Source organism: Sphingobium sp. Cam5-1 (assembly GCF_015693305.1).
GTDB lineage: Bacteria > Pseudomonadota > Alphaproteobacteria > Sphingomonadales > Sphingomonadaceae > Sphingobium.
Map to the genome: position 1 here is coordinate 2,331,503 of NZ_CP065138.1, position 21,944 is coordinate 2,353,446.

Genomic DNA, 21,944 nt, shown 5'->3' on the forward strand with positions numbered 1-21,944 from the left:
GGCGTAACCGTTGGACGGACGATGAAGCAGCTTCCCGTTCCCCCGATCGCCGCCCACGCGCCTGTCCGGCCGCCGCGCGACATGCGGGTGGTTGCGACGGGCATGTTGATCGCGATGGCGCTATTGTTCCTCGCCGCGCGATCTACCGTCCATCTGCATCCAGCTATCGGTTTCGTTCAGGCATTTGCGGAAGCCGCGATGGTGGGCGGCCTTGCCGACTGGTTCGCCGTCACCGCGCTGTTCCGGCATCCGTTGGGCCTGCCCATCCCGCACACGGCGATCATCCCGCGCAACAAGGACCGGATCGGCGATACGTTAGCCTTCTTCCTGCGCGACAATTTCCTGACCCCCGCCGTTGTTGCCCGGCGCATGCAGCGGCTGGACGTCGCCGCCGCCGCAGGGCGCTTCCTCGCCAGCCCATCCGGGGGCGACGGCCGCTTGCGCGAAGGCGCGTCGCGGCTGGTGGCGGACATGCTGGAGGCGCTTGATCAGGAGCGGCTTGGCGGGATGGTCAAGGGCGCGATCGCGCAGCGGCTGCGGGGCATGAACATCGCCCCGCTGATCGGTCAGGCGATCGAAGCGGCGATGCGCGACGGCCGCCATGCGCCGGTGATGGACGGCATCATCCATTGGGCCGATCGCACGCTGGAGGCCAATGACCACCTTGTCCGCCAGATGGTGCATGATCGGGCGGGCAAGATTTTGCGCTGGACGGGATTGGATGAAAATCTGTCCAACGCCATCATCGACGGGTTGCGGCGGTTGCTGGCGGAGATGGCGGCAGACCCGGCCCACAGCCTGCGCCTCAAGGCAGAAGAGGGCATGGCGAAGCTGGCAAGCGACCTGCAATTCGATACCGCCATGCAGGAACGCGTGGCCCGCATCCGCGATGAGATCGTGGAAAATCCCGCAATGCAGCGGTGGATAGACGGCCTTTGGGAACAAGCGCGTTCCGGCCTGCTGCGCGCCGTTCGCGATCCGGGCAAGGCGATGGCGGGGCGGCTGGGCGAGGCGCTGCGCCAACTGGGCACCACGCTTCAGGACGATGCCCGCCTTCGCCTGCTGATCAACCGCTTCGTGCGCCGTGCGGCTGTCGGCGCGACGGCCGCCTATGGCGATTCCATCGTCAAACTGGTGAGCGAAACCGTGCGCGGCTGGGACGCGGGAACCGTGACCAGCCGCCTCGAAAGCGCTGTCGGCCGCGACCTACAATATATCCGGATCAACGGTACTTTGGTCGGTGGCCTTGTAGGATTGGCCATTCATGCGGTCCACACACTGTTTTGACATCTTGCCGCGAACAGGCTTGAAACCCTGATCACCGATCCCTAGCTGGCGTCGGCAAGCTTATGCGTTGCAAATTGCAACCGTAACAAGGGGATTTTCATGACCAGCCTCTTCGATCCTGTTCAGTTGGGCGCCATCAAGGCCCGCAATCGCATATTGATGGCACCGCTCACCCGCGCCCGCGCCAGCCGCGATCATGTGCCCACGCCGATCATGGCTGACTATTATCGCCAGCGCGCCTCGGCGGGCCTCATCATCAGCGAAGGCATAGGCGTGTCGCGTCAGGGACTTGGATGGCCCTTCGCACCGGGCATCTGGACGGCTGAGCAGACGGAGGCTTGGAAACCGATCACGAAGGCTGTGCATGAAGTCGGCGGCCGCATCTTCGCGCAGCTCTGGCACATGGGTCGCCTCGTCCATTCGAGCGTCAGCGGGCAGCAGCCCGTCTCTTCCAGTCCGATTGCTGCACCCGGCCACGCCCATAGCTATGAGGGCAACAAGCCCTATGAGCAGCCCCGCGCGTTGGACGCAGAGGAAATCCCGGCCCTGATCGCCACCTATGTCACAGCCGCGCGCAATGCTCGCGAAGCTGGATTTGACGGCGTTCAGGTTCACGCCGCCAACGGCTATCTGCTCGACGAATTTCTTCGCGACGGCGTCAACCAGCGGCAGGACGCCTATGGCGGCAGCCCCGAAAACCGCGTCCGGCTGCTACGCGAGATCACGCAGGCCGTGGCAGAGGCTGTCGGCGCCGATCGGACGGCGGTGCGGATTTCGATCAATGGCGCGTCGCAAGGTACGGACGACAGCGATCCCGCCAGCCTTGCCATCGCCATTGCCAAGGCGCTGGACCCCATCGGCATCGCCTTTCTGGAGATGCGCGAGCTGCGTCCGGACGGCAGCCGGGGCGCGAGCGACGTTCCGCGTCAGTCGCCGCTCATCCGCCGTCATTTCAGCGGCCCACTCGTCCTGAACAGCGATTATGACGCGGGGCGGGCGCAGGAGGATCTGGACAGCGGCCTTGCCCAGGCGATCAGCTTTGGCCGTCCGTTCATCGCCAATCCGGACCTGCCGGATCGCCTGTCGCTAGGGGCTCCGCTTAACCCCTTGAGCACCGATACGCTCTATACGCAGGGAAGCGAGGGCTATGTGGATTATCCGGTTCTCGCCCAGGCGGGCTGAGCCTGGATGGAAAAGGGCCGCTCCGAGGGTCGGCCCTTTCTCCAAAAAAGCAGTGATGGCCTTCGACAAGCTCAGGGCGAACGGATTAGGGTGTAAACTCATAAATTGCGCGTTCGAGGCGCCAAAATGGCTTCCATATCGGGCCGAAATGCGCGCCGCGAAGGTCATACACCTTTGCCAGCGCATTTCGGTTCGAGATGGAAGCCATTTTGGCGTCCTGCGGATTTGACCAAAAAGGCCCATCCCAGCGTCAAGAGGGCTTGAAATATTGACATATTCCTGCGCCCTCCCTCCTCGGGCTGGGCCTTTTTGCCTCCAACCTCGAACGCGCCATTTATGAGTTTACACCCTAAGAGGCGGTGCCAATGCAGAGCGAGAGGCGCCTAGAGCATGATCCGATCAGACTGAATCGGATTATGCTCCATTTGTCTTTTGTTTCCCGCATTTTCCGAGCCAGCAGATGATGCCATCTGCTTCGAAAATGCTCTAGGCGCCGAATTTCTCGCGCAGGCCCAGCATGGCGATCGCGGCCTTGGCCGCTTCGCCGCCCTTATCCTTCTCATCCGGCTTGGCGCGGGTCAGCGCCTGCGCCTCATTCTCGACGGTCAGGATGCCATTGCCGATTGGAATGCCGTCCATGCTGAGCGCCATAAGGCCCCGCGCACTTTCGTTGGACACCACTTCGAAATGATAGGTTTCGCCGCGGATCACCACGCCGATCGCCACGAAGCCGTCATAGCGGCCGGACTCCGCCGCCAGCGCAACCGCGCCGGGGATTTCCAGCGCGCCGGGCACCGTCACGACTTCATATTTATGCCCTTCCGCCTCCAGCGCAGCCACCGCGCCTTCGATCAGAAGGTCATTGAGATGTTCGTAGAAGCGGGCTTCAACGATCAGGAATTTCGCCACGGCCGGTATCCTTCTTATAGCTCGACAGGCCGGTGCCCAACCACGGCGAGGTCATAGCCGTCAAGCGCGATGAGGCTATGGCTGGAATTGGTAAGCAGGACCATGTCGTGCACCCCGAGTTCCGCGAGGATTTGCGCGCCCACGCCATAATCGCGCAATTCGTCCATGCCGCTGACCGGCTGGCCAGCATGGTGGCGCAGGATGCGGGTCAGGAAATCGGTCGGCGAATTGCTGGTCAGGACGACGATGAGGCCGGCCCCTTCCTTCGCAATGATCTCCATCGACTTGCGCAGGATTTCGCAGCGCGGGCCGCTGGCGCCGTATACATCGTCGAGCAGCGAGAGCTGATGCACGCGCACCAGCGTCGGTTCGTCGGGCGAAACATGGCCCTTTTGCAGCACCAGCTGTTCGCTTTGCGTCGCCTTGTTATAGAAGCTGATCGCCTTCCAATCGCCGCCCCACTTGCTGTTGAAGACGGTTTCGGCGCGGCGCTCAACCATATGATCATGACGGCGGCGATAGGCGATGAGGTCGCGGATCGTGCCGATCTTCATCTTGTGCTTCTGCGCGAAGGGGATGAGGTCGTCGAGGCGCGCCATCGTGCCATCGTCCTTCATCACTTCGCAGATCACGCCCGACGGGTTGAGCCCGGCGAGACGCGCGACATCGACAGCCGCCTCTGTATGGCCGGTGCGCACCAGCACGCCGCCATCCTTGGCGACGAGGGGGAATACATGGCCCGGCGTCACGATGTCTTCGCGGCCCTTGGACCCGTCAATCGCCACGGAAATGGTGCGGGCGCGGTCAGCGGCGCTGATGCCGGTGGTTACGCCCTCACGCGCTTCGATCGACACAGTGAAGGCGGTTTCATGCCGCGTGCCGTTGTTGCGGCTCATAAGGTCGATGCCCAGATGATCGACCCGTTCTTTGGTCATTGCGAGGCAGATAAGCCCCCGTCCGTGCGTCGCCATGAAGTTGATCGCGTCGGGTGTCGCCATCTGCGCCGGGATCACCAGATCGCCTTCATTCTCCCGATCTTCATCATCGACCAGGATGAACATGCGGCCGTTACGCGCTTCATTGATGATCTCTTCCGGGGATGCAAGAGCAGTGCCGCCCTCGCGCCGCGCCAGATAATTTTCGAGCTTGCCCAGCGTTTCGGCGGTCGGGTTCCAGTCCGTTTCGCCCAGTTTCCGCAGGGAATTGGCATGAAGGCCCGCAGCGCGCGCAAGGCCCGACCGGGACATGCCGCCTTCGTTGACCAGCGTGCGGACGGTATCGATAAGCGCGGAAGACATGATAGCGACTCCTTGACCAGATCGGCCTCAGGACGCAGTTATCACATCATGATGTGATTATTTCAAGCATGAATCACATCGAGGCGCGAAGGCCTTGCATGCGATCGAGATAACGGGCCAGCACGTCGATCTCCAGATTGAACGTCCGGCCAGTCGCCAGATCGTCGAGCGTGGTAGCCGCAGCCGTATGGGGAATGATGTTCAGGCCGAACTGAACAGACCCTTCCGGCTGATCCTCCACGCTGTTCACGGTCAGAGAGATGCCATCGACCGTGATAGACCCCTTGGCCGCAAGTGCCGGCGCCAGCGCCGGGGGCGCAGCGATCACCAGCCGGGTGGAATCCCCTTCCGGTGTGATCGACACCAATGTGCCGACGCCATCGACATGGCCGGTCACGATATGCCCGCCCAGTTCATCCCCCACCTTAAGCGCACGTTCCAGGTTCAGCCTGCCGCCCTGCTTCCAAAGGCCGGGCGCGGTTCGCTCCACCGTTTCGGCGGACAGATCGACGGCGAACCAGTCCGCGCCCTTTTCCACCACGGTCAGGCACGCGCCCGAACAGGCGATCGAAGCGCCGATCGCAACGCCTTCCATGTCATAGGCGGTGCCGATGACGAGGCGCAGGTCTCCGCGCTGCTCAGCGGAGCGGATGGTGCCGATGTCGGTGATGATGCCGGTGAACATGGGTATGCGATCCTGCTGGTTCCGTGACGCTCCTAAGCGCCGCGCCGCCGTTCGTAAACCTCCAGCCGGTCCTCGCCCAGCTGGCGCTCATCGATCAGGGTCCAGCGCTGGTGCGCTTGAGCGAGGTCCAACAGGCCGATGTCGCCGATGCCCGCAAGGCCGCCACCGATGATGATCGGCGCGCGGTATAGTAGAAGGCGATCGACCAGATCGGCGCGCAGGAAGGCCGCTGCCGCTCCCGCGCCGCCCTCCACCATCAGATGGTCCACATGGTCGAGCGCGGCGATATCCTCCGGCTGCGCAATGGCTTCCCACCCCTTGGGCGCCCGGCCGCGAGTCAGCAGCAGGCGGCGGGGCGAGCGATCCTCCAGTCCCGGTAGCCGGACATCGAGGCGCGGGGCGTCGGCGCGCAGCGTACCACCGCCGACCAGGATGGCGTCATGCCGCGCCCGCTCCAGATGCGCATGGGCGCGCGCCGCCTCGCCGGTGATCCAGCGGCTTGACCCGTTCTTGAGCGCGATGCAGCCGTCGAGCGAGAGGCCAAGCTTCAGGGTGACGGCGGGGCGGCCAAGTGTCTGGCGCAGGACGAAGCCGCGCATGGCGGCAGCAGCTTCATGCGCCATCAGGCCCATTTCGACCTCTATGCCCCGCGCGCGCAGATGTCCTGCGCCTTGCCCATCGGTGCGCGGATCGGGGTCACGCAGTGCGATCACCAGCCGCGCGACGCCTGCTCGCGCCATCAGGTCAGCACAGCGCGGCCCACGGGCAGACAGGTGAAAGCAGGGCTCCAGCGTCACATAGGCGGTCGCGCCGCGCGCCTGATCCTTTGCTTCATCGAGCGCCTGCGCTTCGGCATGGGGTCGGCCGCCCTTTTGGGTCCAGCCGCGACCGACAACAGCACCGTCGCGGACGATCAGGCATCCGACATTGGGATTGGGCGTGGACAGACCCCGCCCGCGTTCGGACAGGGCGATCGCCGCTGCCATGAAACGGCGGTCGTCGGCAGGGTCGGCCATCGGGAAATTCAATTCTGGCTGGTCTGGGGCGCGGCCTTTTCCGCGGCCTCCGCCTTGGCCAGTCGCGAATCGAGCTGGGCATTGATCTGCTTCAGCGCTTCCTTGCGGCGCGCGCTGTTGCGGGCTTCTTCGGTGCGCCAGTCGATGCCGAATGCGTCGGCCCATCCCTGCATCTGCTTCTGCCGCTTCTGAAGCGCCGCCTCGCCCTTCGCCAGGTCGATCTTTTGCTGAAGGATAATCGCCGCGTCCGAACGGCTTGCGTCCCAGCTCTGAACGTAGATGATCTTGTTGCGGGTCGGCATGGTGTTGGTGTTCGCATCGACCATGAACACCCAGATGATCACCCAGGTGATCGCCATCGACAGCCCGAGCAGCGGCCATTTATGCGGCCGATTCTCGCGAAAATAGCTCCACATATCGCCTAGCGCGCTTCTGGGAGAGACTGGACGGGGGAAGATCGCCATCGCCGCTATATAGGGTAGCGCGCCGCCGGATGCAAAGCCGGGGCTTGCATCCGGCATCACGGCATTCAACGGTCGGTCAGCTTGAAATGGACGGTCAGCACCTTCGTGCCGGGCACGGCCACGCCGTCCCGAGTCGCGGGGCGGAAACGCCATTTGCGCATGGCGTGCCGCTGGGTCGCGATCCAGAAGGCTTCGTCCGTGGCGGACAGCCGTTCGATCCCGGTGACCTTCCCATCAGCGCCGATGCTGACGCGGACGGTGACTGAACCTTCCATCCCCTGGCGGATCATCGATCCGGGATAGTCGGGCTGGAACGCCGACATGGCGCGCGGGTCGATGCCGGGTTCGACGAAGACGGGGTCACGGGGCAAGTCGATGGGCGGCAGGATGACACCCCCACCCGTGTCAGTACCAGTGCCGCCAGCGGGCATAATTGGCCCCGTTCCGCTGTCAGGCAGCTTTACCAGATCATCGGGATTTGTCGGGGTCGGGTCGGTCGCCGGGCGTAGCGGCAGCCTGCTCTCGGGCGGCTGGGGCTGCGCCTCGGGTGGAGGCGGCGGATCGATCGGAATCTGCTTGCCGATTAGGATCTGCGGCACATAGGGGGCAATCACCTCCTTGGGTATAAGGATGAACGCACCCACGACCAGCGCGTGGATGGCGATGGTCGCTCCGATCGCGACGGGCGATCCGCCACCGCCACTATAGCCAGGCCGCCTCTCGCCGCCCGTTGCATGCATTGCCATTACTGCCATCGCATCCTCCATCCTAAATCCGCGCGAGCTTCTGCTCGTCACAGACATGATGTTACATCATATCTAATGATATGTTGCAACATCATGTTTTGATCGAAGTCCTGTGCTTGTGTGCAGGCGTGCCGCGCCCTACCATAGGGGACATGACGACCTTGCCAGAAGACCCGACCCTTGATGAAGTGCGGGCGTTTCTCGCGCCGATCCTGCCTCGCCATGCCGCATTTGACGGCTGGCGCGCCGAAGCGGTCACCATGGCCGCGTCGGAAGGCCGGGTGGATGCCGACATCGCACATCTCGCCTTTTCGGCGGGGGCGATGGACATGATCGATGCCTGGTTCGCCAGCATCGACACGCGCATGCTGGAGGCGCTGACGCCAGAGAAGCTCGGCACCATGTCGATTCGCCAGCGCATCATCGCGCTGGTCACGGCACGACTGACATTGCTGGCGCGCGACCGGGAGGCCTTGCGCCGCGCGCTCGCTATCATGGCCCTGCCGCAAAATAGCGTCCGCGCAGCGAAGCTCGGCTGGCGATCGGCCGATGTGATGTGGCGCGCTGCGGGCGACAGCGCGACCGACCTCAATCATTATAGCAAGCGCCTGACGCTCGCGGCGGTCTATGCCGCGACGCTGCTGGTGTTCGTGGACGATGAAAGCGAGGATTGGGCGGATAGCCGCGCCTTCCTCGATCGGCGCATCGAAGGCGTGATGCGATTTGAACGGGCCAAGGCGAGGTGGAAAGGCATAGGCGGCGGCGAGCGGCTGAGCCTGGCTCGCTTCATCGGCAGGCTCCGCTACCCCGCAGTCTGACTGGCTGCGAAGGGCCGCGATTCCGGCTGGCCTTTTCCTATCTATATTGATAGTCACTCGCAGGTGATCTCAGCGAGTTTTACTTCCTTGCGCCTGTCCGAACTGCCGTTGCGCCAGCCAGCCTATGTGGACCTGATCGACTGGGACGCGCTTTCCGCGTCGGACGGCCAGCGCCTGCGTGAATTCGGCCTGTGCGAAGGCGCCAGCGTCGAAGCGCTGCATCATGGCGGTTTGCTGGGGCGGGGTCCGATCGCCTGCAAGGTCGGGCGCATGACCATTGCGATGCGCCGCAATCATGCGGCCGCGATTACCGTCCGCACCGGTCCGGCGGAGGCGGCATGAGTGGAATGCCACTGGTCGCGCTGGTCGGCAATCCCAATGCCGGCAAGAGCGCGCTGTTCAACGCCCTGACCGGCGCGCGGCAGAAGCTGGGCAACTATCCCGGCGTCACGGTGGAGCGCAAGGCAGGCAGGCTGTCGCTGTCCGATGGCCGCCCGCTCGAACTGGTCGACCTGCCCGGAACATACAGCCTCAATCCCACCAGCCCCGATGAGCAGGTGACTCGCGACGTGGTCCTTGGCAAGCAGCATGGCGAGCGGCTGCCGGACGCACTGGTGGTGGTCGTCGATGCCTCCAACCTCGACAATCATCTGCGGTTCGCGCTTGAGTTGATCGCCCTTGGCCTGCCGACGGTCGTGGCGCTCAACATGGTGGACCTTGCCACCCGTGACGGGCTGGAACTGGACGCGAATATCCTTTCGCGCGAATTGGGGGTGCCGGTCATTTCGACCGTTGCGGTTCGAAAGCGCGGGCTCGACCATCTCCGCGCCGAGCTGGACACGCTTTTCGACGGCAGCGCCAAGGCCCGGCCTACCGCCGCGCCTCTCGACTTCAATGCTTTGCGCAGCGAGGCGCGCAGGATCGCACGGGCGGCGGTGGTTCGCGAAACGCCCTCGCGCCGCCTGACCGCTGCGGTCGACCGGGTTGCGCTGCACCCCGTGGCGGGTCTGCTGCTGCTGCTCGCGCTGCTCTTCATCATGTTCCAGGCGGTCTATGCCTGGTCGGCGGCACCGATCGCCATGATCGAGGGGCTGGCCGAAACGGCAAGCACGATCGTCACCAACGCTTTGCCGGATGGCCTGCTGCGATCCTTCCTGGTCGATGGCGTCATCAACGGCGTCGGATCGGTGGTCGTCTTCCTGCCGCAGATCCTCATCCTCTTCTTTTTCATCCTGATGCTGGAAGCGACGGGCTATATGGTCCGCGCAGCATTCCTGATGGACGGCCTGATGGCCCGCGTCGGCCTGTCGGGCCGCGCCTTCATCCCGCTGCTTTCCTCTTTCGCCTGCGCCGTGCCGGGCATCATGGCTACGCGTACCATCGCCGATCCGAAGGACCGGCTGACGACCATATTGATCGCGCCGCTCATGACCTGCTCGGCGCGCTTGCCGGTTTATGCGGTGATCATCGGCGCCTTCATCCCGACGCGCAACGTGGGACTGGGCATCGGGCTGCAAGGACTCGTCCTCTTCTGCCTCTACATCGCCGGGATCGTCGGCGCGATGCTGGTCGCGCTGATCCTGCGCGCCACCGTCACCAAGGGCGCAAGCGGCAGCTTCCTGATGGAAATGCCCAAATATCAGTGGCCGCGCCCGCAGGACATATTGCTCGGCCTATGGCAGCGGGCGGTGATCTTCCTGAAGCGCGCCGGCACGATCATCTTCACATCGACCGTGATCCTGTGGGTGCTGCTCAGCTTCCCCAAGGCGCCGGAGAACAGCGCCGTCAGCCAGGTCAATTATTCGGTCGCCGGACGGATCGCCAACGGGCTCAACGTCGTGCTGGAGCCGATCGGCTTCAATCGCGATATCTCGCTCGCTCTGATCCCGGCAATGGCTGCGCGCGAGGTAGCAGTGTCAGCGCTCGCGACCGTCTATTCGCTCGATGCCGATCAAGATGAGACCAAGCTGGAGCGGAGTCTGGGCGATCGGCTGAAGGACAATTGGCCGCTGCCGACCGCCCTTGCCTTCCTCGCCTGGTTCGTGTTCGCGCCGCAGTGCATTTCGACCATTGCCGTGACGAAGCGGGAAACCAATGGATGGAAATGGCCGCTCTTCATGATCGGCTATCTTTTCGCGCTCGCTTATGTCGCTGCTGGGGTGACTTTCTGGACCGCAACGGCCATCGGTTTAGGGTAGCGTCCGCAGGCCAGCCGACTATAAGAACCTCCAAAGCATCGGAGGAAATATGGCGGGTTCGGTCAACAAGGTCATTCTGGTAGGCAATCTGGGCGCGGACCCGGAAGTGAAGAGCTTTCAGAATGGCGGCAAGGTGTGCAACCTTCGCATCGCCACTTCCGAAAGCTGGAAAGACCGCATGTCGGGCGAGCGCAAGGAGCGCACCGAATGGCATAGCGTCTCGATCTTCTCCGAAGGTCTGGCGGGCGTCGCCGAGCGGTTCCTGCGCAAGGGATCGAAGGTCTATGTCGAGGGCCAGTTGCGCACGCGTAAGTGGCAGGACCAGTCGGGAAACGATCGCTATACCACCGAAGTGGTTTTGCAGGGTCCGGGCGCGGTGCTGACCATGCTCGACGGCGCACCTGGTGGTGGCCAGGGTGGCGGACGTTCGCAGGGCGGCGGCAGCGATTGGGGCGCCAGCTCGGGCGGCGGCGACTATGACGATTTTGGCGGGGGTAGCGGCGGCGGCTTTGGCGGAGGCAGCGGGGGACGCTCCTCCGGCGGCGGCCGGGGCGGCGCTGGCGGCCCGAACTTCGACAATGATCTGGATGACGAAGTGCCGTTCTGAGGGTTTTTGCAAGGTATGAAACATTCCCCTCCCGCTTGCGGGAGGGGTTAGGGGTGGGCGCGGGCGGCAGCGAGCTTCTGCGCTAGCCTTTGCTATATGACATTGAGGTTGCGCTGGCCCATCCCCGGCCCCTCCCGCTTGCGGGAGGGGAGGTGTCGAACGGGGCCGCCTTTCTTAGCGAACCCCCTTACGCAGCAGCAGCGATCGCCGTAGCGCCCAGTTCAGCCAGCGCGAACTTCCGGATATGCTCGCCCAAATCCTCGCGCTCCAGCGCCAGCGCCAGATTTGCCTCGATGTAGCCCGCCTTCGATCCGCAGTCGAAGCGGCGTCCGTCGAATGTCACGCCATGGAAGGGCTGCTGCCCGATCATCGACGCCATGGCGTCCGTCAGCTGGATTTCGCCGCCTGCGCCCTTTTCCTGGGTCTCCAATATCTTCATCACTTCAGGCTGCAGGACGTAACGGCCGGGAAGAATGAGGTTGGAGGGCGCGGTGCCGGGCGCGGGCTTTTCCACCAGCCCCTTGACCTCGGTCAGCGCGCCGTCGCGCTGGCCCGGATCGATGACGCCATAGCTCGGCGTATCAGCCATCGGCACTTCGAGCGCGCAGACCAGATTGCCGCCCACCTGATTATAAGCATCGACCATCTGCTTGAGGCAACCACGGCCCGGCGCGCCCTTCATGAATTCGTCGGGCAGCAGGATGGCGAAGGGTTCGTCGCCGACGATGTCGCGGGCGCACCAGATGGCGTGACCTAGGCCGAGCGGCTCCTGCTGGCGCAGGAACACCGCATTGCCGGGGGCGAGACGCGTGCCGTCAAGGGCCGAAAGGTCCTTGCCGCGTTCCCGCTGGGTGGCTTCGGCCTCAAAGGCCATGTCGAAATAATCCTCGATCGCGCCTTTTCCTCGGCCGGTGATGAAGATCATCTGTTCGATCCCGGCTTCGCGCGCCTCATCGACGGCATATTGGATCAGCGGGCGGTCGACGACCGGCAGCAACTCCTTGGGCACCGATTTGGTGGCAGGCAGAAAGCGCGTGCCAAGGCCCGCGACAGGAAACACAGCTTTGCGGATAGGCTTGTAGGGCATGATATTCCATTCTCGCTAGACGCGCGGACAGGCTTCGCCCTCCACACATCAAAGGTCAAGTATAGCGGGAGGATTACTCGCCCGGTCAGACGGCCAGCAGGCGCTGCGCCACCGTTTCGAGCGAAGATATCTCCGCATCGAGATGATCAAGCGAGACATGCGTGTGATTGTTCCGCGCGTCGCGGCACGTAAAACCACCGGGCGCGGGCTGCTGAAAGCCGCCAATGATGAGCGATCGGAAACGATCGATCCTCTGCATGTGTCGCTCGATATCCGAAATCTCCTTGAGCGCGCTGGCGTTGCGCTTGTCACGCATCGCCACCATCGTCCGAAGCTCGGTCATCAGTTTCGCCATACCGGGGCGCATCCGGGTGCCGACGGTTCGCACGTCACCCATCGCTTCCCGCATCATGGCGATTTTCGCCTCCAGACTCTGTTCCAGCATCGTCCAGGCACAGACCAGACGACCCACGGCACAGAGCAGCGCCGCATCTTCCGGCGCATATTCAGACACCGCCCTCACCTTTATCTCGGCTATATGATTCACGACCCACCCCCGGCTTGTTTTCTTCCTTTGCCCCGCTGAATCCTGCACGGAAGCAGGTAGCAAAGGCTAGGGGGGCGCGCCACGCCCCTCGCAGCGAGGGCACAGGCCAGCGGAAGACGTGCATAATCAGCGGTGAACCGATCAAGGGTCAGTCGCTGACATTCAAAAATCGATAGCGATTCCCTTGCGTTCCCAGTCTCCGTAGCGGACGGGGCTCAATTCTTCCTCATGGCGTGAGGGGTGGTCGATCGGGTCTGGCGCAGGCACTGGCGGGCTCTTCGAAAGATGCGCTGGCGGCTTCACATGCGCGGGACGCTTGCCGTTATATGTTCCCATGTCCAAAAGCCTTTCGATTGTGGCGCCGCATCGGCAACCCCATATTCATGCATGACCCGCTATCTGGGCTGCAAAGGAGTGGAAGACAAGTGAGCGGTTTCAAGACGGTGATGCTGTTGTCGGCGATGACGGCGCTGTTTATGGCGCTGGGCTATACGCTGGGCGGCAGCGGCGGCGCGATGATCGCGCTGCTGGTTGCGGCGGGCATGAACCTCTTCACCTTCTGGAACGCCGACAAGATCGTCCTGTCGATGCACAATGCGCGGGAGGTTGATGCTGAGAGCGCCCCGGAATTTTACGGGCTTGTGCGCGATCTGGCTCAACGGGCGGGCCTTCCCATGCCGCGCGTTTACCTGATCGAGCAACCGCATCCCAACGCCTTTGCCACGGGCCGCAACCCCGACCATGCCGCCGTCGCCGCGACAACGGGCCTGCTTTCGATGCTCACCCGCGATGAGGTGGCGGGCGTGATGGCGCATGAGCTTGGCCATGTGAAGAATCGCGACACGCTGATCATGACCATGGTCGCGACAATCGCGGGCGCCATTTCGATGCTCGCCAATTTCGGCCTCTTCTTCCGTGGCGGCAATGAAGAGAATGGCCATGGCAATATCCTTGCCACGCTAATGGCGGTCATCGTCGCGCCCTTCGCCGCGATGATCGTGCAGATGGCGATCAGCCGCACCCGCGAATATGGCGCCGACGCCGCCGGAGCGCAGATCAGCGGGAATCCCAGAGCGCTCGCATCCGCGCTCGCCAAGATTTCCGGCAAGGCGGAGATGATCCCGAACCATGTGGCCGAGCGCAATCCCGCCGCCGCCCAACTCTATATCGTCCCCGTGCATGTGAGCGAACTCTTCTCCACCCACCCCGCGACCGAAAAGCGCATCGCGGCACTGGAGGAGATGGCGGAGGATGTGGGCGTGCCAGTGGCTGCCGTGGCGCGGGCCTCGGCGTTGAGCCCTGTGGCAGCGCCGGCGCGTCGGCGGTCCAGCGCTCTTGATCCCCTAGGACGCGATTGAGATCCGGCTTCTGCCGTGGCAGTGCCAAACGGTGATTACTTTTCCCGCCAATTGGCCTAGGCGCAGGCGATGGCAAAAGCTTCCCAACCCACGGATATTCCCGGCCTCCCCGCCCGTCGCGCCGCCTTGCGCCTGCTCGACGCCGTATTGCGCCGCGGCGATCCGCTAGAGCTGGCGCTGCATGGCGCCACACAGGGCCTGCCCGCTCCCGACCGGGCGCTCGTCCATGCCATCGCAGCCGAGACGCTGCGCCACCTGCCCGATCTCGACGCGCTGATCGACGGCGCTACTCGCCAGCCGCTGCCCCCGGATGCCAAGGCCCGCATGGTCCTGCGCATCGCCCTCATTCAGGTGCTGGCGCTTGGCACCGCGCCCCATGCAGCCATTGCGACCGCGCTGCCCCTGGTCGACGGCGGCCCGCGCAAGCTGGTCCATGGCGTCTTTGGCACTGTCACCCGCGCCACACCCACCCTCCCCGATCCACCCACCTTGCCAGACGAAGTCGTGGCGCGCTGGGAAAGCCAGTGGGGCAGCGACATGCCCGCTACCGCCGCGCGCGCCTATGCCGTACGCCCGCCTGTGGATGTTACCCTGCGCGACCCGGCAGAGACAGCCAGTTGGGCCGAAAAGCTTGGCGGCGAAAGTTTCGCGCCCGGCCATGTCCGTCTGCCCGATCATGGATCGGTGACGGAGCTTCCCGGCTTCACCGAGGGCGCTTGGTGGGTGCAGGATCTCGCCGCCTCCTGCCCCGCGCGCCTCCTTGGACAGGGCGAGGGCCGCACTGTGCTGGACCTCTGCGCCGCCCCCGGTGGCAAGACGATGCAACTCGCCGCCGCTGGATGGCGGGTGACAGCCATCGACCAGTCGAAGAAGCGACTGGAACGGCTGAGCGAAAACCTGTCACGCACCGGCCTTTCCGCCACGATCGTTCAGGCCGACCTGCGCCAGTGGGAGACCGCCGCTCCCGCTGACGCCATACTTCTCGACGCCCCCTGCACCGCCACCGGCATCTATCGGCGCCATCCCGACGTGCTGCATCGCATTGGCCCGCGCCAGATAGCCGAACTTACCGAATTGCAGACGGAGTTGCTCAGCCGCGCAGCCCAGTGGCTAAAGCCCGGCGGCCCCCTGATCTACGCCACCTGCTCGCTCGAAAAGGCAGAGGGCGAAGATCAGCTGGAAAGCTTTCTGTGCACCCATCCCGATTTCAGCATCCAGAGCGCGAGGGCGGCCGAACTGCCGCAGGGTATATCCCCCCATCCGGAGGGCTGGCTGCGCACCCTGCCCGAGACGCTGGCCGACCAAGGCGGAACGGACGGCTTTTTCGTTGCCCGGCTTGCCCGCGCGCCACAATGAATTAAGATCAGGCCCAGAAGAACTGCGATCTGGCAACGTCAGAAAGGCATCGCTTGCGCCCGACCGAGCCCCTTGCCCTGCACCATAGCTGGCCGCTCTACGACCTGCACCAGCATCTCGCCTCGGTGTCGCTCGACGACCGTACTTCTCGCGACGACCAGGCGCTGGCGGAGCGCGGCATCGGCCTGTGGCATTGCGACCTTAGCGACAATAGCTTGTCATGGACCAGCGGCGTCTATGACCTGTTCGGCATAGAGCGCGGCATGACGGTTCAGCGCCCGCTCGCCACATCGCTCTACCAACCCGACTCTCGCGAAGCGATGGAGCGGCTACGTGCCTACGCCATTCGCCATCGCCGTGGCTTCACCGTGGACGTCGATATACGGCCGCTGGATGGCGGGGAATGCACCATGCGCCTCATCGCCGCCCCGATATTGGAGGGCGCGCATGTCGTCGCGCTCCACGGCGTGAAGCAGTTTTTGCCGCGCGGATCGATGGCGTCACGCGGCCTTGATCCGACTATTTTCATCCTGCCCTGAATCCCGAGCCCACGAAGCGCCGCAAAAGCCTGTGGATAAGGTCGAACTGCGGCGTTGCCCTTGACCCAAGGCGCGGCTAGAGCCGACTGTTGATGACCAGCCCGATCCTTATCTCGCCCTCCATCCTCTCTGCCGACTTCGCCCGCCTGGGCGAGGAGGTCCGCGCGATTGACGAGGCGGGTTGCGACTGGATTCATATCGACGTGATGGACGGCCATTTCGTACCCAACATCACGATCGGGCCGGCCGTGGTGAAGGCCTTGCGCCCACACAGCAAAAAGCCGTTCGATGTTCATTTGATGATCTCTCCAGTGGATCAATATCTGGACGCCTTCGCGCAGGCGGGGGCCGATATCCTGACCGTCCATCCGGAAGCTGGGCCGCACATTCACCGCTCCATCCAGCATATCAAGTCGCTGGGCGTGCAGGCAGGCGTGGTGCTGAATCCCGGCACCCCGGCCAAGATGCTCGATTACCTGATCGATGATGTCGACCTGATCCTGGTGATGAGCGTCAATCCCGGTTTCGGCGGACAGAGCTTTATCGAAAATCAGCTGCGCAAGATCGAGGCGATCCGCAAGATGATCGACAAGAGCGGGCGCGACATTCGCCTGCAGGTTGACGGCGGCATTGATTTCACCACCGCCCCGCGCGCGATCGAAGCGGGCGCGGACGTGCTGGTCGCTGGCACCGCAACCTTCCGTGGCGGGCCTTCCGCCTATGCCGACAATATCCGGAAGCTCAAGGGCGGGTGAGCGACAGGCGGCGCATCCCCAGCCCATCGCTTGCGGATACGGCGGAATCAGAACCAGCCGAAAACGGAATCGAGCAGGGCAAGCGCCTCATCCGCGTCGCGGATGACAAGGGCCTGTCGCTGGCTCAACGGGTCGCCAACCGCTTTTACCTGATGAGCTGGAAAACACCGATCCATGGTCGGCGGCTTAAGGGCAAATATCCGCTCAAATTGCTCGCCGTGCCCGATGATGAAATTGCTGGCGATACGAAGGCCGGTCAGGCTATCCGCGCCGGTTATTTCCTGTTCCGTGGGCTGAAGCAGCCGATTAACACGCTGGAATTCGACCGGCTGAGCGTCATTCCCGCCTTTGCCGATTATCTGCACAGCTTTGCCTGGCTGCGCGACCTGTCATCGGCCGCTACCCGCGAACAAGGTGCGCCCATTGCCGAAGCCGTGCTGCGCAAATGGCTGGAGGCGCATGCCGAAACGCCAAGCGAACCAGCCTGGCGCGCCGACAATGCCGGTTGGCGGCTGCTTTTCTGGTCGGCCCATGCGCCGCTGATCCTGTCGTCCAGCGATCTGGTCTATCGCTCACTCGTGCTGAACTGCATCGCGCGGACGGCGCGCCATCTGGATCGCGGCGCGGACAAGGCGCCGCTTGGCCTGCCGCGGCTGGTGGCCTGGGGTGGGATCGTCGCGGCTTCGATGTTGCTGCCGGGGGGTGCGGCACGCAAGATTTTCGGTGAGGCGGGCCTCAAGCGCGCCATCGAAAACACGGTTCACGGCGATGGCGGCATTATCTCGCGATCGCCCAGTGACCAATTGGACGCCATCATGCTGCTGGCGATGGTGCGGGCGGTCTATGATGTTCGCCGCGAACAGGTGCCGCCTTTTCTCTCCGAAGCGCAAGGACGAATGGTTCCCGCGTTGCTGGGTCTTACCCATGGCGATGGCGGGCTTGGCAGTTGGCAGGGCACGGGCGCCATCGACCCGGCCGTCATAGAAGGCGTGATCCGGGCAAGCCGCGTGCGGGCGCGTCCGCTGCGGCAGGCGAGCGATTGGGGCTATCAGCGGATCGTCGCGGGCACGACCATCGTCCAGATCGATGCTGCGCCGCCTCCGGTCGCCCGACTGGCCGAGGCGGGATGCGCCTCCACCACCGCGATCGAGATCAGCGACGGGCCGCAGCGGCTAATCGTCAATTGCGGCGGCGCGGCGCTTGAGGGCGCATGGATGCCCGGCGGCCTCGCACAGGGCCTGCGCACCACGGCGGCGCACAGCACACTGGTGCTGAACAACAGCAATTCCACCGCCCTGCTGCCTGACGGCACGCTGGGACGCGGCGTCACCGAAGTCGAATTTCACCGGCAAGAGCAGGAAAGCGGCAGCCGGATAGAGATCAGCCATGACGGCTATGTGCGGCGCATGGGCTATGTCCATCGCCGCCTGCTGCTCGTCAGCATCGACGGCCGCGAAATCCGGGGCGAAGACATGCTGACGCCCGCCGCGCGCCGCCGCAGGCCGGTAAAGCTGCCCGCCGAGCTACGCTTCCACCTCGCCCCCGGGGTCGAGCCGACGGCCACGGCGGACGGTATGGGCGCGTTGTTGCGCATCGAGATGGGGCCTATTTGGCAGTTCCGCGCCAATGCCGGGAAGCTGACCATAGAGGAAAGCCTCTGGGTGGACGGAGAAGGCCGCCCGCATGAGACCCGCCAGTTGGTCATCACCGCCGAAGCGCTGCCCGGCGGATCGACCATCGGCTGGCTCTTCAAGCGGGTGAGCTAAGGCCCTTACGCCGAATCCTGTCCTTGCCGCATCGGCCCGGCAGGACTAGAGGCCTGCGGCAAGCCTGAGCGGCACTTCGAACAGCAGGAAGCATCATGTCAGACGTCACCATCAAACGCGCCCTTCTTTCCGTGTCGGACAAGTCCGGCCTAATCGAACTGGGTCAGGCGCTGGGCAAACATGGCGTCGAACTGGTGTCCACCGGCGGCACGGCCAAAGCGCTGCGCGATGCCGGGCTGGAGGTGAAGGATATTTCGGACCTCACCGGCTTCCCGGAGATGATGGACGGCCGGGTCAAGACATTGCACCCGAAGGTGCATGGCGGCCTGCTCGCAGTACGCAACAATCCGGATCACGTCGCCTCGATGAACGAACATGAGATCGGCGCGATCGACCTCGTTGTCGTCAATCTCTACCCCTTCGCCGCCACCGTCGCGAAGGGCGCCGAACGCGAAGAGATCATCGAGAATATCGATATTGGCGGCCCCTCCATGGTCCGCTCCGCCGCGAAGAACCATGAGAGCGTCGCCATCGTTACCGATCCGGCCGACTATGCCCGCCTGATTGCGGAGATGACGGAAAAGGGCGGCGCGACCAGCTATGACTTCCGCCGGATGCTCGCGGCCAAGGCTTATGCCGCCACTGCCGCCTATGATTCTATGATCGCCAGCTGGTTCGCCTTTGCCGATCAGGGCGTCGATTTCCCCGAAACGCTGGCCGTGTCGAGCAAGCTCGGCGCGACACTGCGCTATGGTGAGAACCCGCATCAGTCGGCCGCGCTCTACCTGCCCGTCGGCCCTTCGACAAACGGCATTGCCCAGGCGAAGCAGATTCAGGGCAAGGAGCTGAGCTACAATAATTACAACGATGCCGACGCCGCGCTGGAACTGGTCAGCGAGTTCCGTGACGGCCCGCCCACCGTGGTGATCGTGAAGCACGCCAATCCCTGCGGCGTCGCGACCGGCAATACGCTGATCGAAGCCTATGAAGCGGCGCTTGCCTGTGACAGCGTTTCGGCCTTTGGCGGCATCATCGCCGTCAACCGCCCGCTCGACGGGCCTACCGCCGAGGCGATCAGCGGTATCTTCACCGAAGTCGTCGCCGCGCCCGACGCCGATGACGATGCGAAGGCGATCTTTGCGAAGAAGAAGAACCTCCGCCTGTTGCTGACGGGCGAACTGCCCGATCCCGCCCGCACCGGCCTCATGATGAAGAGCATCGCTGGCGGGCTGCTCGTGCAGAGCCGCGACAATGGCCGCATCACGCGCGATCAGCTCAAGGTCGTGACCAAGCGCGCGCCGACCGATCAGGAGCTGAACGACTGCCTGTTCGCCTGGACCGTCGCGAAGCATGTGAAGTCGAACGCGATCGTCTATGCCAAGGGCAACAGCACCGCAGGCATCGGCGCGGGGCAGATGAACCGCCTCGAATCCGCCCGCATCGCGGCGTGGAAGGCCAAGGATGCCGCTGAAAAGGCAGGCTGGAGCGAAGCCCGCACCATCGGCTCTGCGGTGGCTTCCGACGCCTTCTTCCCCTTCGCCGACGGCCTGCTGGCGGCGGTCGAAGCTGGCGCGACGGCAGTGATCCAGCCGGGCGGATCGATCCGTGACGAGGAAGTCATCGCGGCGGCGGACGAAGCGGGCCTCGCCATGGTCTTCACCGGCATGAGGCACTTTCGCCACTAAGACAGGCTGGCGGGGCGGTCCACCTGCCCCGCCATCCTTACCTGATTGTTAACCATTCCTTAGATGATTTCCGCCAATTCCGATGATAGAAGTTAGCCTATCGGGGGGCATTGCATGCCGGAAATCGACCAGAATGTGGATGTCGCCATCATCGGCGCGGGTCCGGCAGGCCTGACTGCGGCCTATTTGCTCACCAAAAAGGGCTATTCGGTCACCGTTATCGAGAAGGACCCCCGTTATGTCGGCGGGATCAGCCGTACTGTTGAACTGAACGGATTCCGCTTCGACATTGGCGGCCACCGCTTCTTCTCCAAGTCGAAAGAGGTGGTCGATCTCTGGAACGAGATTCTGCCCAATGATTTCATCCAGCGACCCCGGATGAGCCGCATCTATTATGAGGGCAAATTCTACAGCTATCCGCTGCGCGCCTTTGAGGCGTTGTGGAACCTGGGCGTGTGGCGATCGACGCTATGCATGGCGAGCTTCGCGAAGGCGAGGCTGCTGCCCAATCGCAATGTCCGATCCTTTCAGGATTGGACGGTAAATGCCTTCGGACACAAGCTGTTCTCCATCTTCTTCAAGACCTATACTGAAAAGGTCTGGGGCATGCCCTGCCACGAAATGTCGGCTGATTGGGCGGCGCAGCGGATCAAGGGCCTTTCGCTTTGGGGCGCGGTAAAGGATGGGCTGAAGCGCTCGCTGGGTCTCAACAAGCGGCCCAATGATGGCATGGCGACAAAGACCTTGCTGGAAAGCTTTCGCTATCCACGGCTTGGCCCCGGCATGATGTGGGAAGCGGCACGGGACTTCGTGGTCAAGGGCGACAACAAGGTGCTGATGGCGCATAGCCTCAAGCAGTTGTCGCACGACCAAGGCACCGGCCGGTGGCAGATGGTCGCTCAGGGTCCCGAGGGCGAGGTGCTGCTGAAAGCGCCTCATGTGATCAGTTCGGCGCCGATGCGTGAGTTGGCGGGACGCATTCATCCTTTGCCCGCGACGCTCGGCAATGCGATGGAGCTTAAGTATCGCGACTTCCTGACCGTGGCACTGATGATCAAGTCGGAGGATCTGTTTCCCGACAACTGGATTTATATCCATGATTCGAAGGTTCAGGTCGGCCGCATCCAGAATTTCCGCAGCTGGTCTCCGGAAATGGTGCCCGATCCATCGCTCGCCTGCGTCGGCCTTGAATATTTCTGCTTTGAGGGCGACGGTCTTTGGTCATCGAGCGACGATGCCCTGGTCGAGCTAGCCAAACGCGAGATGGCGATCCTGGGGCTTTGCGATCCTGGCGATGTGGTCGGGGGAGCTGTCGTCCGTCAGGAGAAGGCCTATCCCGTCTATGACGATGATTATGCCGTCAATGTGCTGAAGATGCGGACGGAATTGGAGCAGCTCTACCCGACGCTGCATCTGGTCGGCCGCAACGGCATGCACCGCTATAATAATCAGGATCATGCGATGATGACCGCCATGCTGACCGTGCGGAACATCGAAGCTGGCGAGCGGCAGTTCGACATCTGGGCGGTCAACGAGGATGCCGAATATCATGAAGCTGGCGAGGAAGGCGAAGAAGCCATCGGGCAGAATGCGGCGCTGGGAAGCGTGCGGCGGGTGCCCGGCCGCCTGAAGGCCGCGTAA

The 21,944-nt window shown here is 63.6% G+C and carries 22 protein-coding genes; 13 read left to right on the plus strand and 9 right to left on the minus strand.

The window, feature by feature from the left end:
• Nucleotides 1–21: 21 nt before the first annotated feature.
• Both IZV00_RS11620 and IZV00_RS11625 read left to right on the plus strand, forming a co-directional pair.
• Nucleotides 22–1,287 carry a DUF445 domain-containing protein gene (locus IZV00_RS11620; protein WP_196226630.1) on the plus strand — a complete coding sequence of 422 codons (1,266 nt, stop codon included), beginning with the start codon at nucleotides 22–24 and terminating at the stop codon, nucleotides 1,285–1,287.
• A 99-nt stretch (nucleotides 1,288–1,386) separates the two neighbouring features.
• Complete coding sequence (locus IZV00_RS11625; RefSeq protein WP_196224789.1) at nucleotides 1,387–2,469, plus strand: alkene reductase; 1,083 nt, start codon at nucleotides 1,387–1,389, stop codon at nucleotides 2,467–2,469.
• A 486-nt stretch (nucleotides 2,470–2,955) separates the two neighbouring features.
• Here IZV00_RS11625 and ribH read toward each other — a convergent pair whose 3' ends face one another.
• From ribH to IZV00_RS11655, 6 genes are all read right to left on the minus strand, one after another.
• Entirely contained in the window at nucleotides 2,956–3,378 is a 423-nt protein-coding gene (ribH, locus tag IZV00_RS11630) for a 6,7-dimethyl-8-ribityllumazine synthase (protein ID WP_196224790.1), read from the minus strand.
• Between the two features lie 14 nt (nucleotides 3,379–3,392).
• A complete protein-coding gene (gene ribB / locus IZV00_RS11635) occupies nucleotides 3,393–4,676 on the minus strand; it encodes a 3,4-dihydroxy-2-butanone-4-phosphate synthase (protein ID WP_196224791.1) in 1,284 nt (427 codons plus the stop codon).
• 73 nt (nucleotides 4,677–4,749) lie between these two features.
• Nucleotides 4,750–5,361: a riboflavin synthase gene (locus IZV00_RS11640; RefSeq protein WP_196224792.1), complete on the minus strand. Its 612-nt coding sequence runs from the start codon at nucleotides 5,359–5,361 to the stop codon at nucleotides 4,750–4,752.
• A 32-nt stretch (nucleotides 5,362–5,393) separates the two neighbouring features.
• On the minus strand, nucleotides 5,394–6,377 hold the full coding sequence (gene ribD / locus IZV00_RS11645; RefSeq protein WP_268934764.1) for a bifunctional diaminohydroxyphosphoribosylaminopyrimidine deaminase/5-amino-6-(5-phosphoribosylamino)uracil reductase RibD: 984 nt from the start codon (nucleotides 6,375–6,377) through the stop codon (nucleotides 5,394–5,396).
• Nucleotides 6,378–6,385: 8 nt separating this feature from the next.
• Nucleotides 6,386–6,898, minus strand: a complete 513-nt coding sequence (locus IZV00_RS11650; RefSeq protein ID WP_230463190.1) for a hypothetical protein — start codon at nucleotides 6,896–6,898, stop codon at nucleotides 6,386–6,388.
• 8 nt (nucleotides 6,899–6,906) lie between these two features.
• Nucleotides 6,907–7,587, minus strand: a complete 681-nt coding sequence (locus tag IZV00_RS11655; RefSeq protein ID WP_230463191.1) for an energy transducer TonB — start codon at nucleotides 7,585–7,587, stop codon at nucleotides 6,907–6,909.
• Nucleotides 7,588–7,739: 152 nt separating this feature from the next.
• On the opposite strand from IZV00_RS11655, the gene IZV00_RS11660 reads away from it, so the two are divergent.
• The 4 genes from IZV00_RS11660 (at nucleotide 7,740) to ssb (ending at nucleotide 11,210) form a co-directional block, all read left to right on the plus strand.
• Complete coding sequence (locus IZV00_RS11660; protein WP_196224794.1) at nucleotides 7,740–8,405, plus strand: COQ9 family protein; 666 nt, start codon at nucleotides 7,740–7,742, stop codon at nucleotides 8,403–8,405.
• An 87-nt stretch (nucleotides 8,406–8,492) separates the two neighbouring features.
• On the plus strand, nucleotides 8,493–8,747 hold the full coding sequence (locus IZV00_RS11665; RefSeq protein ID WP_196226633.1) for a FeoA family protein: 255 nt from the start codon (nucleotides 8,493–8,495) through the stop codon (nucleotides 8,745–8,747).
• Nucleotides 8,744–10,603 carry a ferrous iron transporter B gene (gene feoB, locus IZV00_RS11670; RefSeq protein WP_196224795.1) on the plus strand — a complete coding sequence of 620 codons (1,860 nt, stop codon included), beginning with the start codon at nucleotides 8,744–8,746 and terminating at the stop codon, nucleotides 10,601–10,603. Before IZV00_RS11665 ends, feoB begins: the two co-directional genes overlap by 4 nt.
• A gap of 49 nt (nucleotides 10,604–10,652) precedes the next feature.
• Complete coding sequence (ssb, locus tag IZV00_RS11675; RefSeq protein WP_196224796.1) at nucleotides 10,653–11,210, plus strand: single-stranded DNA-binding protein; 558 nt, start codon at nucleotides 10,653–10,655, stop codon at nucleotides 11,208–11,210.
• A 187-nt stretch (nucleotides 11,211–11,397) separates the two neighbouring features.
• Here ssb and IZV00_RS11680 read toward each other — a convergent pair whose 3' ends face one another.
• The 3 genes from IZV00_RS11680 to IZV00_RS11690 all read right to left on the minus strand — a co-directional run bounded on the left by IZV00_RS11680 (nucleotide 11,398) and on the right by IZV00_RS11690 (nucleotide 13,180).
• Nucleotides 11,398–12,297 carry a UTP--glucose-1-phosphate uridylyltransferase gene (locus IZV00_RS11680; RefSeq protein ID WP_196224797.1) on the minus strand — a complete coding sequence of 300 codons (900 nt, stop codon included), beginning with the start codon at nucleotides 12,295–12,297 and terminating at the stop codon, nucleotides 11,398–11,400.
• An 85-nt stretch (nucleotides 12,298–12,382) separates the two neighbouring features.
• Nucleotides 12,383–12,811 carry a hypothetical protein gene (locus tag IZV00_RS11685; protein WP_196224798.1) on the minus strand — a complete coding sequence of 143 codons (429 nt, stop codon included), beginning with the start codon at nucleotides 12,809–12,811 and terminating at the stop codon, nucleotides 12,383–12,385.
• Between the two features lie 195 nt (nucleotides 12,812–13,006).
• Complete coding sequence (locus tag IZV00_RS11690) at nucleotides 13,007–13,180, minus strand: DUF1674 domain-containing protein (RefSeq protein ID WP_196224799.1); 174 nt, start codon at nucleotides 13,178–13,180, stop codon at nucleotides 13,007–13,009.
• 47 nt (nucleotides 13,181–13,227) lie between these two features.
• On the opposite strand from IZV00_RS11690, the gene htpX reads away from it, so the two are divergent.
• From htpX to IZV00_RS11725, 7 genes are all read left to right on the plus strand, one after another.
• Nucleotides 13,228–14,202 (plus strand): zinc metalloprotease HtpX, encoded by a 975-nt coding sequence (htpX, locus tag IZV00_RS11695; RefSeq protein ID WP_443020049.1) that lies wholly within the window; start codon nucleotides 13,228–13,230, stop codon nucleotides 14,200–14,202.
• Nucleotides 14,203–14,271: 69 nt separating this feature from the next.
• Complete coding sequence (locus IZV00_RS11700) at nucleotides 14,272–15,558, plus strand: RsmB/NOP family class I SAM-dependent RNA methyltransferase (protein ID WP_196224801.1); 1,287 nt, start codon at nucleotides 14,272–14,274, stop codon at nucleotides 15,556–15,558.
• A gap of 53 nt (nucleotides 15,559–15,611) precedes the next feature.
• Nucleotides 15,612–16,097: a diguanylate cyclase gene (locus tag IZV00_RS11705; RefSeq protein ID WP_196224802.1), complete on the plus strand. Its 486-nt coding sequence runs from the start codon at nucleotides 15,612–15,614 to the stop codon at nucleotides 16,095–16,097.
• A gap of 92 nt (nucleotides 16,098–16,189) precedes the next feature.
• Nucleotides 16,190–16,852, plus strand: coding sequence for a ribulose-phosphate 3-epimerase (gene rpe, locus IZV00_RS11710; protein ID WP_097092555.1), 663 nt, complete (start codon nucleotides 16,190–16,192; stop codon nucleotides 16,850–16,852).
• Nucleotides 16,849–18,618 carry a heparinase II/III family protein gene (locus tag IZV00_RS11715; protein WP_196224803.1) on the plus strand — a complete coding sequence of 590 codons (1,770 nt, stop codon included), beginning with the start codon at nucleotides 16,849–16,851 and terminating at the stop codon, nucleotides 18,616–18,618. Before rpe ends, IZV00_RS11715 begins: the two co-directional genes overlap by 4 nt.
• A 95-nt stretch (nucleotides 18,619–18,713) precedes the next feature.
• Nucleotides 18,714–20,303, plus strand: a complete 1,590-nt coding sequence (gene purH / locus IZV00_RS11720) for a bifunctional phosphoribosylaminoimidazolecarboxamide formyltransferase/IMP cyclohydrolase (RefSeq protein ID WP_196224804.1) — start codon at nucleotides 18,714–18,716, stop codon at nucleotides 20,301–20,303.
• Nucleotides 20,304–20,417: 114 nt separating this feature from the next.
• Nucleotides 20,418–21,944, plus strand: coding sequence for an NAD(P)/FAD-dependent oxidoreductase (locus IZV00_RS11725; protein ID WP_196224805.1), 1,527 nt, complete (start codon nucleotides 20,418–20,420; stop codon nucleotides 21,942–21,944).